The organism is Enterococcus sp. 7F3_DIV0205, assembly GCF_002141365.2.
Classification (GTDB): domain Bacteria; phylum Bacillota; class Bacilli; order Lactobacillales; family Enterococcaceae; genus Enterococcus_L; species Enterococcus_L palustris.
Map to the genome: position 1 here is coordinate 2960900 of NZ_CP147244.1, position 15336 is coordinate 2976235.

The following is a 15336-nucleotide window of genomic DNA, read 5'->3' on the forward strand; positions in this document are numbered from 1 at the left end:
GGTCTCTTTAATTAGCAAAGTATAAATTCCAGCGAGTAATCCAATTTGTTGTTTCACCGTCAGAATGTATTTTTTCTGATGGGGAGTATATAGTGTCGCCAGAAGCAATTTTTAATGGTAAGTAGCGTTTATTTTTGTCTTCTGGTTGAAGATTATCGGCTTTCATTTTTAAGTCAGCATATAGCAATATCTGTTCAGGTATTTTAGCATCTAAAGTAATACGAAATCCTTCTAAATCATGTAGTGCAGGTTTTTCTGATGAGAAAGTTGTTCCATCTGTAGAATATTCAATTATGATATTAGGCTCAAATTGCTTGGTTTCTGAAATGTTATGCCAAGAAATTACTGGATAGTCTAGTAATTTTAGCTTTCTGCCTTGAGGCGTAGTCAAATGGAATTCAGACCAATTATCTTTACTGTTTAATATAATTCCTTTTCCGTAGCGTAGGTAGATTATGTCATTTAATGGATCATCAACATATAAATAGGAACGTTGATTATTTCGTAAATCAGTCGCCATTTCAAGTGAAGTGAACCCGCCATTATACGTGCTAGGAGCAATCGTTACTACACATTCAGCTTTAATGCGTCCATCGCTTGTCATAGCAAATATTCTTCCATCGCCAGTTCCTTGACCTGTAATGACGCCATTAGCATCAACCGTTGCAATAAGTGGGTTTTCGGCTTTCCAAATGATTTTTTCTGGTTGAGCGTTTTCTGGCGATGTCTTAGCTGTGATGGTCGCTTTTTCATTGCGTTTTAGTGACAGTGCGGATAGGTTCAATTCTATCTTATCTATTTTAGGTTTATCAGTTACGGTTACTTGGACAGTAGCTGTAATGTTTGGGTTTCTTGTAGAAAAAGCTTCTATAGTTACGTTACCTTCTTGCAGAGCATTGATTGTTCCATCGCTATTGATTGTAGCAATTTTGGGTGTATTGCTTTTGAAGCCAATCTCAGGATAAGTCGCATCTTCAGGTGTTAGGGTTGCTTTTACTTGATGATTGTCCCCGACAATTAATTGAACATTTTTTTCTGAGATATTAATATTACTAGGAACTTGTTCAACTGCGAGATTAGTAAAGCCGGCAATGAAATAATTACGATAGGTTTCTTTGTACCAGGAACCTCGATCAGTGAGTGTGAAGCTGTCACCCAACACGTTGTCACCTGATTTTGAATTTACTGGTAGCCATTTGTTATTTGGATCGAGTGAGCGGTAAGCGACTGCGATTGAATAATCTGACCCAGATAATGTTACAGGGGTGTCTAAAGAAAAGGTTTCTGTGCCGATGTCATTTTTGATCCCTTCTTTGACTTTAATAAAGCCATCCAAGTTTTTCGTTGGTTTTCCAGAAGGTAATACATAAATTTCATAGGCTGTTTTTTCATAAAGAGTTTTTAACGAAACCGCAGATAGTTTCTCTTTGGTGTTGCTATCACGACTATAAGAATTAGCGATAGTTCTAGTTTTGTCTGAAGGGATAGACATCAAAGAACCAATGTTTTCTAGTGCTGAATTATATTTTTTATAGTAGTTAGTAGTAGGTTCTACCAGAGAGATGATGTCGATATCAGAACGTTTCAATTGAAAATCGTCATAAGAGATATAAAAATAGCCGCCATCGCCCCATGAAGTTCCCCAACTATTCTTGACAATAAATGCACCATCTTGTGAAGGAGTATAAACAAAAGTATCTTTGCTATACGAGTCATCCCAACCGACGATAGTCGTAACATGATTTACAGGGCCGACACGGTCTTTGGGAATAAACTGGGAAGCGTGACCTGTTTCGTAGCCAACATACATTCGATTTCGTTGGATGGCATTTCCGTATTTATGGACATATTCCTTGATTTTTTGTACGCGTTGATTATTTTCTTCCGCACTGATATCTAGCGGCACCGAGTTCATGTTGATCACATTTTGAACGTGTTTTTGCTCAGGAAGATTTTCCCATAGAGATAAAGGTTGAGCTCCAGTAATACTATTTGGAAAATCTGTTTCTCTCACAGGACCAGACCAATCTAGCAGTGCAGTCAAAGCAGGTGCAGAGTCAAATCCTTGATCCAAATTACCTCCATTGCTGTTGATAGAATGTGCGTACGGATTTTCCCCAATTGTTCCCGTAGCATCCCTTGCAAGTAAATAGTTAAAGTAATTTGCAGAAAAATCATGCGTTTCCCCTGACATCATTAAATAACTTTCAAGCGCTGAATTTACTGCATATGCCCAACAAAGTCCTCTAGTTTGTGTTTTAACAGGTGTGGTCAGTCCTAGTTCTCTAGGGTCGTACTTTTCTGGTAAATCTGTTGCATAGTTGCGGCTTGGTAACAAAAATAAAAAGGATATGAGCGTGATACAAAAAAATAAATAACGGTGTTTTTTTACTTTTATTTTTTGATAAGTAGTATTAATTGCAGTTGTTGTGTGTGTTTTCATTTTAGAGCCTCCCTTTTGATATAATCACAATTGTACTTATTATATTCCTTTAGGTCAAATATATTTTTTAAAAAGAATTATAAATATTTTTGTTATATTTTTTATATTATAGGAAATATCATGATAAAACTGATGGGAATGTGGAAAGAAGAAGTGAGTGCGTACGGATTGATTGGACAGCAGTGTCATCCAATTGGAAAAAGTCATGTTATATAGTTGAGTTGACCAAATCTAATGCTTTATGCAGAAAGTTCATATATTTTAATAGAAGCGTTGGTTTTTAGTTCCTTCTAAATGTCTGTATTCTATCTTCTTTTATTCCTTGCTAATATAAGTAGTTGGCAAAATATTTTGATTGGGGATATTCAAGTTTTAACGAGTTGAAATAGAAATAAAATACAGAGGTTGACAAACAAAACATGACGTGATATGCTATCAAAGGTGCTTTATCTACAGGTCTCTCGTTGAGACGTGCTGACTGTCTATCGAAGCATATTTGATAATAAGTGCAGAGATTGCATTATTTTTTATCGCTAAAAAAGAACCACCTGGATGTGTGGGACTAGATGCGAAATGAGGAAGGAGGAAACAAGGAATGCCTACAATTAATCAATTAGTACGTAAACCTCGTAAATCAAAGGTGGATAAATCTAATTCACCAGCGTTAAACAAAGGATATAATAGCTTTAAGAAATCTCAAACGAACGTAAATTCACCACAAAAGCGTGGGGTTTGTACTCGTGTGGGAACAATGACACCTAAAAAACCTAACTCGGCTTTACGTAAATATGCCCGTGTTCGTTTGTCTAACTTAATCGAAGTAACAGCTTATATCCCAGGTATTGGTCACAACTTACAAGAACATAGCGTGGTACTATTACGCGGTGGACGTGTAAAGGATTTACCAGGGGTACGTTATCATATCGTACGTGGTGCGCTTGATACAGCCGGTGTTACAGATCGTAAACAAAGCCGCTCTAAATATGGTACTAAAATGCCTAAAGCTGCTAAATAATTTGACAATCACTAAGGTCTTATATAATAAAGAATTTTCGGAAGGAGGAGTTACGGATGCCACGTAAAGGTCCTGTTACAAAACGCGATGTTTTACCAGATCCAATTTATAACTCAAAATTAGTAACTCGCTTGATCAACCGTGTAATGGTTGATGGAAAACGCGGGATTGCTGCTAATATCATCTATAATTCATTTGATATCATCAAAGAATCTACAGGTAACGATCCATTGGAAGTTTTCGAACAAGCAATGAAAAACGTTATGCCTGTACTAGAAGTAAAAGCTCGCCGTGTTGGGGGTTCTAACTATCAAGTACCAGTTGAAGTTCGTCCGGAACGTCGTACAACTTTAGGTTTACGTTGGGTTGTTAACTATGCTCGCCTACGCGGTGAACATACAATGGAACAACGTCTAGCGAAAGAAATCATGGATGCTGCCAATAACACTGGTGCTTCTGTTAAAAAACGTGAAGACACACACAAAATGGCGGACGCTAACCGTGCGTTTGCACACTATCGTTGGTAAGATCCTCTCTGTATGTAATTTAACTTTACTGCAGACAGTCACTTTACAATCGATTTAAATAAAGAGAGGAGAAACCTAGAATGCCAAGAGAATTTTCGTTGGAAAACACTCGTAATATCGGTATTATGGCGCACGTTGATGCGGGTAAAACAACAACAACAGAGCGTATTTTATACTATACTGGTAAAATCCATAAAATTGGTGAAACACACGAAGGTGCATCACAAATGGACTGGATGGAACAAGAACAAGAACGTGGTATTACTATCACATCTGCTGCAACAACTGCAGAATGGAAAGGTTACCGTGTAAATATCATCGATACACCAGGACACGTGGATTTCACTATTGAAGTTCAACGCTCACTACGTGTATTAGATGGTGCTGTAACCGTTCTTGACTCACAATCAGGCGTGGAACCTCAAACTGAAACAGTTTGGCGTCAAGCAACTGATTATAAAGTTCCGCGTATTGTTTTCTGTAATAAAATGGATAAAATCGGTGCGGATTTCTTATACTCTGTAAACTCATTACATGATCGTTTACAAGCTAATGCTCATCCAATCCAATTACCAATTGGTTCAGAAGATAACTTCACAGGGATCATCGATTTAATTACGATGAAAGCTGAAATTTATACAAATGATTTAGGTACTGACATTCAAGAAACTGAAATTCCAGAAGAATATATGGATCAAGCAGTTGAATGGCGTGAAAAATTAGTTGAAGCTGTTGCTGAAACTGATGAAGACCTAATGATGAAATATTTAGACGGTGAAGAAATTACAATCGAAGAATTAAAAGCGGGTATCCGTCAAGCAACGATTAACGTTGAATTCTTCCCAGTAATGTGTGGGTCTGCCTTTAAAAATAAAGGTGTTCAAATAATGCTTGATGCAGTTCTTGATTACTTGCCATCACCACTAGATATTGATGCAATCAAAGGGATTGACGTTAAAACAGACGAAGAAACAACTCGTCCTGCTGATGACGAAGCACCTTTTGCATCATTAGCATTTAAAGTTATGACTGACCCATTCGTAGGTCGTCTAACATTCTTCCGTGTCTATTCTGGTGTCCTTGAAAGTGGTTCATACGTATTGAACGCTTCTAAAGACAAAAAAGAACGTATCGGTCGTATTTTACAAATGCACGCGAACACACGTAAAGAAATCGACAAAGTGTTCTCAGGAGATATCGCTGCCGCTGTTGGATTGAAAGATACAACAACTGGTGATACTTTATGTGCGGTAGATTCACCAGTTATTCTTGAATCAATTGAGTTCCCAGAACCAGTTATCCAAGTTGCTGTTGAACCTAAATCAAAAGCTGACCAAGATAAAATGGGTGTGGCGCTGCAAAAACTTGCAGAAGAAGATCCATCATTCCGCGTTGAAACAAACGTTGAAACTGGTGAAACAGTTATCTCTGGTATGGGCGAATTGCACTTAGACGTATTAGTAGACCGTATGAGACGTGAGTTCAAGGTTGAAGCAAACGTTGGTGCTCCTCAAGTATCATACCGTGAAACTTTCCGTGCGCCTTTAACTCAGGCAGAAGGTAAGTTTGTACGTCAGTCTGGTGGTAAAGGTCAATACGGACATGTCTGGGTTGAATTTACACCAAACGAAGAAGGAAAAGGTTTTGAATTTGAAAATGCCATCGTCGGTGGTGTGGTTCCTCGTGAATACATCCCAGCGGTTGAAAAAGGCTTGGCTGAATCTATGAACAACGGTGTTCTTGCTGGATATCCATTAGTTGATATTAAAGCAAAACTTTACGATGGTTCATACCATGATGTCGATTCAAATGAAACAGCCTTCCGTGTAGCAGCTTCTATGGCTCTACGTGCGGCTGCTAAGAAAGCTAATCCAGTTATCTTAGAACCAATGATGAAAGTAACGATCACTGTACCAGAAGATTACTTAGGTGATATCATGGGACACGTTACAAGTCGTCGTGGACGTGTTGAAGGAATGGAAGCACACGGTAACTCACAAATCGTTAACGCGATGGTGCCTCTAGCTGAAATGTTCGGCTACGCTACAACATTACGTTCAGCAACACAAGGTCGTGGTACATTTATGATGGTCTTTGACCACTATGAAGACGTACCAAAATCTGTACAAGAAGAAATCATCAAGAAAAATGGCGGAAACAACGCATAATAGTTAAGAAATTGGCGTAAGCTTATTTATGACTAGGATTTTCTACCGATTTCGGTTAAACTAATTAAAGATGATCAGGTAGTTGTCACTATCTATCAAATAAAATAAAATTCATATATTTTAGGAGGAACATTTAAAATGGCTAAAGAAAAATTTGACCGTTCTAAACCCCATGTAAACATTGGTACTATTGGACACGTTGACCATGGTAAAACTACATTAACTGCTGCAATCGCAACTGTGTTAGCTAAACACGGTGGCGGTGAAGCTCAAAACTATGCTGATATCGATAACGCTCCAGAAGAAAAAGAACGTGGTATCACAATCAACACTTCTCACATCGAGTATGAAACTGATGCTCGTCACTACGCGCACGTGGATTGCCCAGGACACGCGGATTACGTTAAAAACATGATCACTGGTGCTGCACAAATGGATGGAGCTATCTTAGTAGTATCTGCTGCTGATGGTCCAATGCCTCAAACTCGTGAGCACATCTTGTTATCACGTAACGTTGGTGTACCATACATCGTTGTTTTCTTAAACAAAATGGATATGGTAGATGACGAAGAATTATTAGAATTAGTAGAAATGGAAGTTCGTGATTTATTATCTGAATATGACTTCCCAGGTGACGACACTCCTGTTATCGCTGGTTCTGCTTTGAAAGCATTAGAAGGCGACGCTTCATACGAAGAAAAAATCATGGAATTAATGGCTGCAGTTGACGAGTACATCCCAACTCCAACTCGTGATACTGACAAACCATTCATGATGCCAGTCGAGGACGTATTCTCAATCACTGGACGTGGTACAGTTGCTACTGGCCGTGTTGAACGTGGAGAAGTTCGCGTTGGTGACGAAATCGAAATCGTTGGTATTAAAGAAGATACAGCTAAAACAACAGTTACTGGTGTTGAAATGTTCCGTAAATTGTTAGACTACGCTGAAGCTGGCGATAACATCGGTGCTTTATTACGTGGTGTTGCACGTGAAGATATCGAACGTGGACAAGTATTGGCAAAACCTGCTTCAATCACTCCACACACAAAATTTAAAGCTGAAGTTTATGTTTTATCAAAAGAAGAAGGCGGACGTCACACTCCATTCTTCACTAACTACCGTCCTCAGTTCTACTTCCGTACAACTGACGTAACTGGTGTAGTTGAATTACCAGAAGGCGTTGAAATGGTAATGCCTGGTGATAACGTTGCAATGGACGTTGAATTAATCCACCCAATCGCTATCGAAGACGGAACTCGTTTCTCTATTCGTGAAGGCGGACGTACTGTTGGTTCAGGCGTTGTTTCTGAAATCACTAAATAATTTAAATTTAACGATTTAATATAAAGCAACAAAACCGACGTAAAACATCGGCGTACTCGGACGTAAGTCGAAGGGATTTCCCTTCGGCTTTTTTTTTGTGATTAATTTTATAGGCGGATTGGAAAAATTTTTAGTTCAGTTACGTACATAGTTTTAAGAAATCAAAATTAACTTGACATATATCGAGGTTCGATATAATATAGTGGTACAATGTATCGAACTTCGATATACCGTGAGAGGAATGGATGAGCTGGTGGAAGATAAACTAAAAAGAATTTACATACCAATGACTGAAACAGGGTTTTATATTTTATTTGCCCTTCGAGAAGAACGACATGGGTATAACATTATTCAATACGTGAGAGAATTGACAGATCAAGAAATTATTGTTAGCGCTGGTACAATGTATGGGAGCCTCAGCAAGATGGAAAAAGACGGTCTGATTCGAGTGACCAAAGAAGAAAATAGGAGGAAAAGCTATTTGATCACCGAGCTGGGAGAAGAAATACTCCTACACGAAATCAATAGAATTAAAAGGTTATATAAAAATAGTATTGGGGAGAAAAAGAATGGAGTATAAAAAAATCAGAAAACGCTTCGAGTTGGCAGATTATTTGGAGGAAGAGAAATTTTTGCAAGAACAACATAAAAATGGCTGGAAAATGGTGGATCTCAAGGTACCATTTAGTACGTATATCTTTGAAAAAAGTGAATCAGAAGATTATGTATACCAGCTAGATTTTAAACAAGAAGGAAAGGACCTTGAAGAATATTTGCAATTATTTGAAGACTGCGGTTGGGATTATTTCTATAAATTTGGTAATTGGCATTATTTTAGAAAACCAAAATCTGAATTAGAAGAGGAAAATGTAATTTTTAATGATGCTCCATCTCGTGCGGAGATGGCTAAGAAAGTAGTCAGGTTTCAAAGTATGATTCTTCTTTTAACGCTATTTCCGTTAATGTACTTAGTCCCTTTATTGTTAAATAGAAGTGATGGAAGAAGCAATATTTTGCTGATGTTCTTAGCAATTTATGGAGTGATTATGATTGTGTTAGTAGGAGTTCAATTAAAAAATTTTTTGAAGCTCAATCGTATTATCAAAAGAGAAGAGCAGATATAAAAACAGACTGAAGAAATTTCTTCAGTCTGTTTTTATATCTCAAAGTTTTCCCGTCAGAAACTGTGCTTCCCCGAAGCCAAAACTCCAATCCGCATCATTGTTGATGATGAAAGAAATAAGTAAGTTTTCGGGTGTGATCCCACATAACGCGTCTAGCTGTTGTGAGAGTAGCTGATAGAATTTTTCTTTTTGAGCTGTGGTTCTTTCTCGGCTGATGACAGTTAACGAAATCATTTTAGCAGGATCTCTTTTAAAACCTAATCCAGTATCTTCCATCACCATTTCGAAAGATTTATGCTGAGTCACGATTTGATATCTATCGCCTGCTGGAACATTAAAGGATGCTAAAACTGCGGAGTGAGCGACATCAAGTATCGCTTGTATTTCTTCTTTGCTGCGACCTTCGACCAAATCAAATTTTAGTAGTGGCAAGTTGTCTCCTCCTTTTTAATATTTCTAATTGCTATATAACAGTTCAATCGTATGTGTGGTGCAAAACTCTACATACTTTTCAGGTATATCTCTTGTAGTGACGATTCCTTTAATACTTTCTAAAGGAGAGTAAGTGAGTAAAGTGGAATGGTCAAATTTCGAGCTATCCGCGAGTAAATAAATATCTTTCGTTCGTTGAACAATCATTTTCTTTATCCGATACTCCATCAAATCTGAATTGGTCAAGCCGCTTGTGATCGAGACCCCAGTGGCTGCCATAAAAGCTTTGTTTATATTGTATCTTGTCACAACAGCTTCATCTTCGATCCCTACAAAAGAACGTGTCTTTCTTTTGTAACTATTACCAATAAGAATAAGTTGGACATTTTTCATGGCAGCCGCAAGATTGATAATATCGAGATTATTCGTGAGTAAGGTAAATGGCAGTTCTGAATCGATGTGTTTTAGAATTTGACTAGTAGTTGTCCCTGAATCGATGTAGATCAAATCATCTTCTTCGATCAATGCAGCAGCTCTTTGACCAATCTGTTCTTTCTCTTTTTGATTATGAATGTTTCGATTTTCAAATGAAACCAGATTATTTTCTACATAAACTACTCCGCCATAGACTTTTTTCAAGGTTCCCCTTTTCTCTAATTCATTGATATCGCGACGAATGGTGTTTTTAGAGACATTGAAAACACGGCATAGTTCATCAAGTGAAATACTGCCTTGTTGCTGTATGTAATTTTCAATTTGCTGAATCCGTTGTAATTTCATATTCTGTAACCTTTCCACTTCGTGTAATTAGATTTACTATAACATATGACCTGAATGTAATCAACATGTAACCAAATTTGTGTATGTTTTTGTCTTTCTTCTCCTGACTATTTTATTTTGAAGAAAGAAGTTTAGCAAAAAGTAATCAAAAAAAAGAATATTTCACCGGAAATGGGTTGACTATCGGAAATTGGAATTGTACAATGTAATCAAAAGTTAACCAAACATTATCAAGATATGACCAATGTGTTGATTTTTAATAGAAAACAAGGAGGACATGATAGATGGTAGCGGTACGAAAGTTAAAAAATTACATTGGTGGAGAATGGAAATCCAGTCGTACAGAAGTGTATGAAACGGTTTATAATCCAGCTACGAAAGAAAAACTCTGTGAGGTGCCACTTTCTACAAAAGAAGATTTAGAAGAAGCGGTCACGGTTGCTAAAGAAGCATTCAAAATATGGAAAGAGCTGGCAGTGCCAAGACGTGCAAGGATTCTCTTCAACTATCAACAACTTCTAATCAAACATAAATCAGAATTGGCTCGTCTGATTACGTTAGAGAATGGAAAAAATCTTAACGAAGCCTTAGGAGAAGTTCAACGAGGAATTGAAAATGTAGAATTTGCTGCAGGAACGCCCACACTAATGATGGGAGATTCATTAGCTTCGATTGCAACGGATGTGGAAGTTGCCAACTATCGTTACCCAATTGGGGTAGTTGCTGGAATTTCTCCGTTTAACTTTCCAATGATGGTTCCTTGCTGGATGTTTCCAATGGCGATTTCGTGTGGGAATAGTTTTATTTTAAAACCTTCAGAAAGAACGCCTTTGTTGACTGAACGCTTGGCAGAATTATTTACAGAAGCAGGATTGCCAGCTGGTGTGTTCAATATTGTTTATGGCGCACATGATGTTGTGAATGGGATTTTAGAACATCCAGAAGTGAAAGCGATTTCCTTTGTTGGGTCGCAACCAGTTGGAGAATATGTATACACTCAAGGGAGTAAAAATTTGAAACGAGTGCAAGCTTTGACAGGTGCTAAAAATCATTCAATTGTTTTAAAAGACGCAGATCTAGAGGATGCAGTGACAAATATCGTATCAGCTGCTTTTGGTTCCGCTGGTGAGCGTTGTATGGCATGTGCGGTGGTCACGGTTGAAAATGAAATAGCAGATGCGTTTATCACTAAATTACAAGAAAAAGCATCAGATATCAACATAGGCAATGGTTTGGACGATGGTGTCTTTTTAGGACCGGTCATTCGAGAAGAAAATCAAAAAAGAACATTAGCTTATATTGAAAAAGGAGTCGAAGAAGGCGCGAAGTTGATTGCAGATGGCAGAGAGAATATTCCAGATAATGGCTATTTTGTTGGTCCAACCATTTTTGATGGTGTAACAACAGATATGACCATTTGGCGGGATGAAATTTTTGCCCCTGTTTTGTCGATCATCAGAGTAGAAAATTTAGAAGAAGCTATTGCGACAGCGAATCAGTCTGAATTTGCAAATGGGGCTTGCCTGTTCACGAATAATGCCTCGGCGATTCGCTATTTTAGGGAAAATATCGATGCTGGCATGTTAGGAATCAATTTAGGGGTTCCCGCACCGATGGCCTTTTTCCCGTTTTCTGGTTGGAAGTCTTCGTTTTACGGAACGCTTCATGCAAATGGTAAAGATAGCGTGGAGTTTTACACACGGAAAAAAGTAGTGACAGCGCGGTATCCGAAAACAAGTATTTAATTTGGGAAAGAAGGCGTAAAGATGGCTCATTTAAAGTATAAACCTGTCCCGCAAACATTATCACAAGGGATCACATTGCTTCAGCATATCAATGATAAAAATACAGCGTTGCAATACATTGAACTAAAAGTGATCAAAATGACTAGTGGAAGCGTATTTCAAGAAAGCTTAGGAAAGCAAGAAGTATGTATCGTTGCACTGACAGGAAAAATCACAGTATCAGATGGCGAACAAAAATTTGAGGCTATCGGTACAAGGGAAAGTGTCTTTGAAAAAATCCCGACAGATAGTGTCTATATTTCGATAGAACATACTTTTAAGATTACAGCGATATCCGAAGCCACGGTGATTCTTTGTTACTCACCATCTGAAACGAAAAAATCGACTGCTCTGATCAAAGCCTCAGACAATACCATTGAACATCGAGGGAAGTATCAGAATAAACGTTTAGTTCATAATATTTTACCAGATACTAGTTTACTGGCTGATCGTTTGTTAGTCGTTGAAGTATTCACAGATGGCGGTAACTGGTCTAGTTACCCGCCGCATAAACACGATCAAGATAATTTGCCAATGGAATCTAAATTAGAAGAAACCTACTATCATGAAATAAATCCAAGGCAAGGATTTGTGTTTCAACGAGTGTATACAGATGATCGATTGCTTGATGAAACAATGTCTGTGGAAAATGGCGATGTTGTTGTAGTTCCTAAAGGCTACCACCCAATAGGGGTGCCTGATGGCTACGACTCTTATTACTTGAATGTCATGGCTGGTCCAACTAGAAAATGGCAGTTTCACAATGATCCTGATCATGAATGGATTTTAACGAGAGAATAGAAGGAGTGGAAATGATGACAAAGAAATTTGATATGATTGCGCTTGGTCGAGCATGTATTGATCTGAATGCAGTTGAATATAATCGGCCGATGGAAGAAACGATGACCTTTAAAAAATATGTGGGCGGTTCCCCCGCAAATATTGCGATTGGTAGTGCGAAGTTAGGGGGAAAAGTTGGTTTTATCGGGAAAATTTCCGATGACCAGCATGGACGTTTTATTGAAGGATTTATGCGTGAAGCTGGAATCGATACGAGCCAGATGTTTATTGATCAAAAAGGCCATAAAGTAGGACTTGCATTTACAGAAATTAAAAGTCCAGAAGAATGTAGTATTTTGATGTATCGGGATCAAGTGGCGGATTTGTACTTAGCGCCTGAAGAAATTGATGAGGAGTATATCAAACAAACAGATCTTTTGTTAGTTTCTGGAACGGCTCTTGCGCAAAGCCCTTCTAGAGAAGCTGTATTAAAAGCGATTGCGTATGCTAGAAAAAATCAAGTAAAAGTAGCCTTTGAACTAGATTATCGTCCATACACATGGCAATCATCGGAAGAAGTTTCAGTTTATTATTCAATTGTCGCTGAAAATGCTGATATTGTGATCGGTACGAGAGATGAATACGATGAAATGGAAGGGGAAAAAGGTGGAACAAACCAAGCTACTATTGAATATCTATTTCAACATCGACCAGAGTTGATCGTAATCAAGCATGGTGTAAAAGGGTCCTATGCCTATACGAAAAATGGGGGAACGTATCAAGCAGGTTCTTATAAGACTGAAGTGTTGAAAACGTTTGGTGCGGGAGACTCTTATGCAGCGGCATTTCTATACGCACTGAATACGGGAAAAGATATAGAAACCGCGTTGAAGTATGGAAGTGCATCGGCGGCTATCGTTGTTAGTAAACATAGTTCATCAGAAGCGATGCCGACAGCCAAAGAAATCGAGCAATTAATTGCAGAGCAATCTTGATAAAAGTAAGGCGGGGAAGTAATGGCTAAAAAAATTCGATTAACCACAGCACAAGCACTTATCAAATTTTTGAATCAGCAATATATTCAGGTTGATGGGGAAGAAATTCCTTTTGTTGAAGGGATTTTCAATGTCTTTGGTCATGGAAATGTTTTGGGGATTGGTCAGGCGCTTGAAGAAGATCCGGGGCATTTGAAAGTGATTCAAGGTAAAAATGAACAAGGGATGACGCATGCAGCCGTGGCGTATAGTCGGCAGAAGTTGAGACAGAAAATTTTTGCTGTTACGGCCTCGGCTGGTCCTGGATCAGCTAATATGATCACGGCGGCAGCGACGGCATTTGCCAACAACATTCCAGTGTTGATTTTACCAGCAGATACCTTTGCAACACGGCAACCTGATCCTGTTTTACAGCAATTAGAACACGAAACGAGTGCGGCAATCACAACAAATGATGCGTTTAAAGCAGTTTCAAGATATTGGGATCGTGTTCAACGACCAGAACAGCTAATGAGTAGTTTGCTAAGGGCTTTTGAAGTGATGACGAATCCGGCGAACTGCGGGCCAGCAACGATTTGTATTGCCCAAGATACAGAAGCCGAAGCGTATGATTACGATGAAGAGTTCTTTAAAAAAAGAATCCACTACATTGATCGGCAAGTCCCGACGGAGCGTGAATTAAAAGGGGCTGCACAGAGAATCGCAACAAGTAAGAAACCAGTGATTATCGTTGGAGGCGGTGCGAAGTATTCCGAAGCACGTGAGGCTTTGATTCGTTTATCTTCACAATGTGAGATTCCGCTAGTAGAAACACCTGCGGGCAAGTCCACTGTAGAGTCGGATTTTAAGAATAACTTAGGTGGTACTGGTATTTTAGGAACGTTAGCGGCCAACAAAGCGGTTCGACAAGCTGATTTGATTATTGGGATTGGAACACGGTATACAGATTTTACGACTTCTTCAAAAACGGCTTTTAATTATGAAGAAACGAAATTTCTAAATATCAATGTCAATCGAATGCAGGCCTACAAGTTTGATGCTTTTCAGCTCGTCGGTGATGCAAGAGAGACATTGGAACGACTGATACCGATGTTAACGGAATATCAAACATCATTTGGTGGAAGTATTCAAAAGCTGAAAGAAGAGTGGGCTGTTGAAAGAAGGCGTCTAGGTGAGATTTCTTTTTCAAGGGAGCATTTTTCGCCAGAAATCAAAGACCAATTTGCGCAAGAAATTCTAAATGAATATGCGGATGCGTTGCAGACTGAACTGACTCAGACGAGTGCATTTCTTACGATCAATCATACGGTAGCTAAAGACAGTATTGTTATTGCGTCGGCTGGTTCGTTACCTGGTGACATGCAGCGTTTATGGAATCCTGTTGTACCGAATACGTATCATCTAGAATATGGTTATTCTTGTATGGGCTATGAAGTTAGCGGTGCCTTAGGTGTGAAGTTGGCAAATCCAGCACAAGAAGTGTATGCCATGGTAGGCGATGGTAGTTTCCTGATGCTTCACTCAGAGCTGGTCACAGCACTGCAATATGGACAAAAAATCAATATTCTACTGTTTGATAATTCTGGATTTGGCTGTATCAATAATTTACAAATGGGGAATGGCAGTGATAGCTATAAGTGCGAATTTAGAGATTATAATAATCAAATCATGAATATAGATTATGCAAAAATCGCGGAAGGCTATGGCGCTAAAAGTTATCGGGCTAACACGGAAGAAGAACTTATTGCAGCGTTAGAAGATGCTAAGAAACAAGAAAAATCTACGTTGATCGAAATGAAGGTTTTACCGAAAACGATGTCAGATGGCTATGATAGTTGGTGGCATGTGGGCGTTGCTGAAGTTTCGAATAGTCCAACTGTTCAGGCGGCGTATAAGCATAGTCAAGAAATGTTGAAAAAAGCCAAAGAGTATTAACGTTATATGTCCGCTTTATAAAGAAGC

Annotated in this window: 13 protein-coding genes; 10 read left to right on the forward strand and 3 right to left on the reverse strand. The window is 38.5% G+C overall.

Annotation, left to right across the window (positions count from 1 at the left end; genetic code table 11):
- Window positions 1-7: 7 nt before the first annotated feature.
- Window positions 8-2443 (reverse strand): Ig-like domain-containing protein, encoded by a 2436-nt coding sequence (locus tag A5821_RS13850; protein WP_086315333.1) that lies wholly within the window; start codon window positions 2441-2443, stop codon window positions 8-10.
- A gap of 595 nt (window positions 2444-3038) precedes the next feature.
- On the opposite strand from A5821_RS13850, the gene rpsL reads away from it, so the two are divergent.
- The 6 genes from rpsL (at window position 3039) to A5821_RS13880 (ending at window position 8603) form a co-directional block, all read left to right on the forward strand.
- Window positions 3039-3458, forward strand: a complete 420-nt coding sequence (rpsL, locus tag A5821_RS13855) for a 30S ribosomal protein S12 (RefSeq protein ID WP_086315334.1) — start codon at window positions 3039-3041, stop codon at window positions 3456-3458.
- A 56-nt stretch (window positions 3459-3514) separates the two neighbouring features.
- On the forward strand, window positions 3515-3985 hold the full coding sequence (gene rpsG, locus A5821_RS13860; protein WP_010761695.1) for a 30S ribosomal protein S7: 471 nt from the start codon (window positions 3515-3517) through the stop codon (window positions 3983-3985).
- An 80-nt stretch (window positions 3986-4065) separates the two neighbouring features.
- Window positions 4066-6153, forward strand: a complete 2088-nt coding sequence (fusA, locus tag A5821_RS13865; protein ID WP_069635477.1) for an elongation factor G — start codon at window positions 4066-4068, stop codon at window positions 6151-6153.
- Window positions 6154-6291: 138 nt separating this feature from the next.
- Window positions 6292-7479 (forward strand): elongation factor Tu, encoded by a 1188-nt coding sequence (gene tuf, locus A5821_RS13870; RefSeq protein WP_010761693.1) that lies wholly within the window; start codon window positions 6292-6294, stop codon window positions 7477-7479.
- Between the two features lie 241 nt (window positions 7480-7720).
- Window positions 7721-8059 (forward strand): PadR family transcriptional regulator, encoded by a 339-nt coding sequence (locus tag A5821_RS13875; protein WP_212637429.1) that lies wholly within the window; start codon window positions 7721-7723, stop codon window positions 8057-8059.
- Window positions 8049-8603: a DUF2812 domain-containing protein gene (locus tag A5821_RS13880; RefSeq protein ID WP_086315335.1), complete on the forward strand. Its 555-nt coding sequence runs from the start codon at window positions 8049-8051 to the stop codon at window positions 8601-8603. The genes A5821_RS13875 and A5821_RS13880 overlap by 11 nt, the downstream gene beginning before the upstream one ends.
- A gap of 39 nt (window positions 8604-8642) precedes the next feature.
- Here A5821_RS13880 and A5821_RS13885 read toward each other — a convergent pair whose 3' ends face one another.
- Both A5821_RS13885 and A5821_RS13890 read right to left on the reverse strand, forming a co-directional pair.
- Complete coding sequence (locus A5821_RS13885; protein ID WP_086315336.1) at window positions 8643-9035, reverse strand: tautomerase family protein; 393 nt, start codon at window positions 9033-9035, stop codon at window positions 8643-8645.
- Window positions 9036-9059: 24 nt separating this feature from the next.
- Window positions 9060-9815: a DeoR/GlpR family DNA-binding transcription regulator gene (locus A5821_RS13890; RefSeq protein ID WP_086315337.1), complete on the reverse strand. Its 756-nt coding sequence runs from the start codon at window positions 9813-9815 to the stop codon at window positions 9060-9062.
- A gap of 284 nt (window positions 9816-10099) precedes the next feature.
- Here A5821_RS13890 and iolA point away from each other — a divergent pair, with 284 nt between their 5' ends.
- The 4 genes from iolA to iolD are packed head-to-tail and all read left to right on the forward strand — an operon-like array spanning window position 10100 to window position 15309.
- Window positions 10100-11560 carry a methylmalonate-semialdehyde dehydrogenase gene (gene iolA / locus A5821_RS13895; protein WP_086315338.1) on the forward strand — a complete coding sequence of 487 codons (1461 nt, stop codon included), beginning with the start codon at window positions 10100-10102 and terminating at the stop codon, window positions 11558-11560.
- A 21-nt stretch (window positions 11561-11581) separates the two neighbouring features.
- The gene (gene iolB / locus A5821_RS13900) at window positions 11582-12400 is read left to right on the forward strand and encodes a 5-deoxy-glucuronate isomerase (RefSeq protein ID WP_086315339.1); all 819 of its coding nucleotides are present in this window, start codon (window positions 11582-11584) and stop codon (window positions 12398-12400) included.
- 14 nt (window positions 12401-12414) lie between these two features.
- Window positions 12415-13374, forward strand: coding sequence for a 5-dehydro-2-deoxygluconokinase (gene iolC / locus A5821_RS13905; protein ID WP_212637430.1), 960 nt, complete (start codon window positions 12415-12417; stop codon window positions 13372-13374).
- Between the two features lie 21 nt (window positions 13375-13395).
- Complete coding sequence (iolD, locus tag A5821_RS13910; RefSeq protein WP_086315341.1) at window positions 13396-15309, forward strand: 3D-(3,5/4)-trihydroxycyclohexane-1,2-dione acylhydrolase (decyclizing); 1914 nt, start codon at window positions 13396-13398, stop codon at window positions 15307-15309.
- Window positions 15310-15336 lie beyond the last annotated feature (27 nt).

Excerpts from the sequence above, each read along its gene's own strand:
- A5821_RS13850 (WP_086315333.1), bottom strand. The coding sequence starts at position 2,443 with ATGAAAACACACACAACAACTGCAATTAATACTACTTATCAAAAAATA.
- rpsL (WP_086315334.1), top strand. The coding sequence starts at position 3,039 with ATGCCTACAATTAATCAATTAGTACGTAAACCTCGTAAATCAAAGGTG.
- rpsG (WP_010761695.1), top strand. The coding sequence starts at position 3,515 with ATGCCACGTAAAGGTCCTGTTACAAAACGCGATGTTTTACCAGATCCA.
- fusA (WP_069635477.1), top strand. The coding sequence starts at position 4,066 with ATGCCAAGAGAATTTTCGTTGGAAAACACTCGTAATATCGGTATTATG.
- tuf (WP_010761693.1), top strand. The coding sequence starts at position 6,292 with ATGGCTAAAGAAAAATTTGACCGTTCTAAACCCCATGTAAACATTGGT.
- A5821_RS13875 (WP_212637429.1), top strand. The coding sequence starts at position 7,721 with ATGGATGAGCTGGTGGAAGATAAACTAAAAAGAATTTACATACCAATG.
- A5821_RS13880 (WP_086315335.1), top strand. The coding sequence starts at position 8,049 with ATGGAGTATAAAAAAATCAGAAAACGCTTCGAGTTGGCAGATTATTTG.
- A5821_RS13890 (WP_086315337.1), bottom strand. The coding sequence starts at position 9,815 with ATGAAATTACAACGGATTCAGCAAATTGAAAATTACATACAGCAACAA.
- iolA (WP_086315338.1), top strand. The coding sequence starts at position 10,100 with ATGGTAGCGGTACGAAAGTTAAAAAATTACATTGGTGGAGAATGGAAA.
- iolB (WP_086315339.1), top strand. The coding sequence starts at position 11,582 with ATGGCTCATTTAAAGTATAAACCTGTCCCGCAAACATTATCACAAGGG.
- iolC (WP_212637430.1), top strand. The coding sequence starts at position 12,415 with ATGACAAAGAAATTTGATATGATTGCGCTTGGTCGAGCATGTATTGAT.
- iolD (WP_086315341.1), top strand. The coding sequence starts at position 13,396 with ATGGCTAAAAAAATTCGATTAACCACAGCACAAGCACTTATCAAATTT.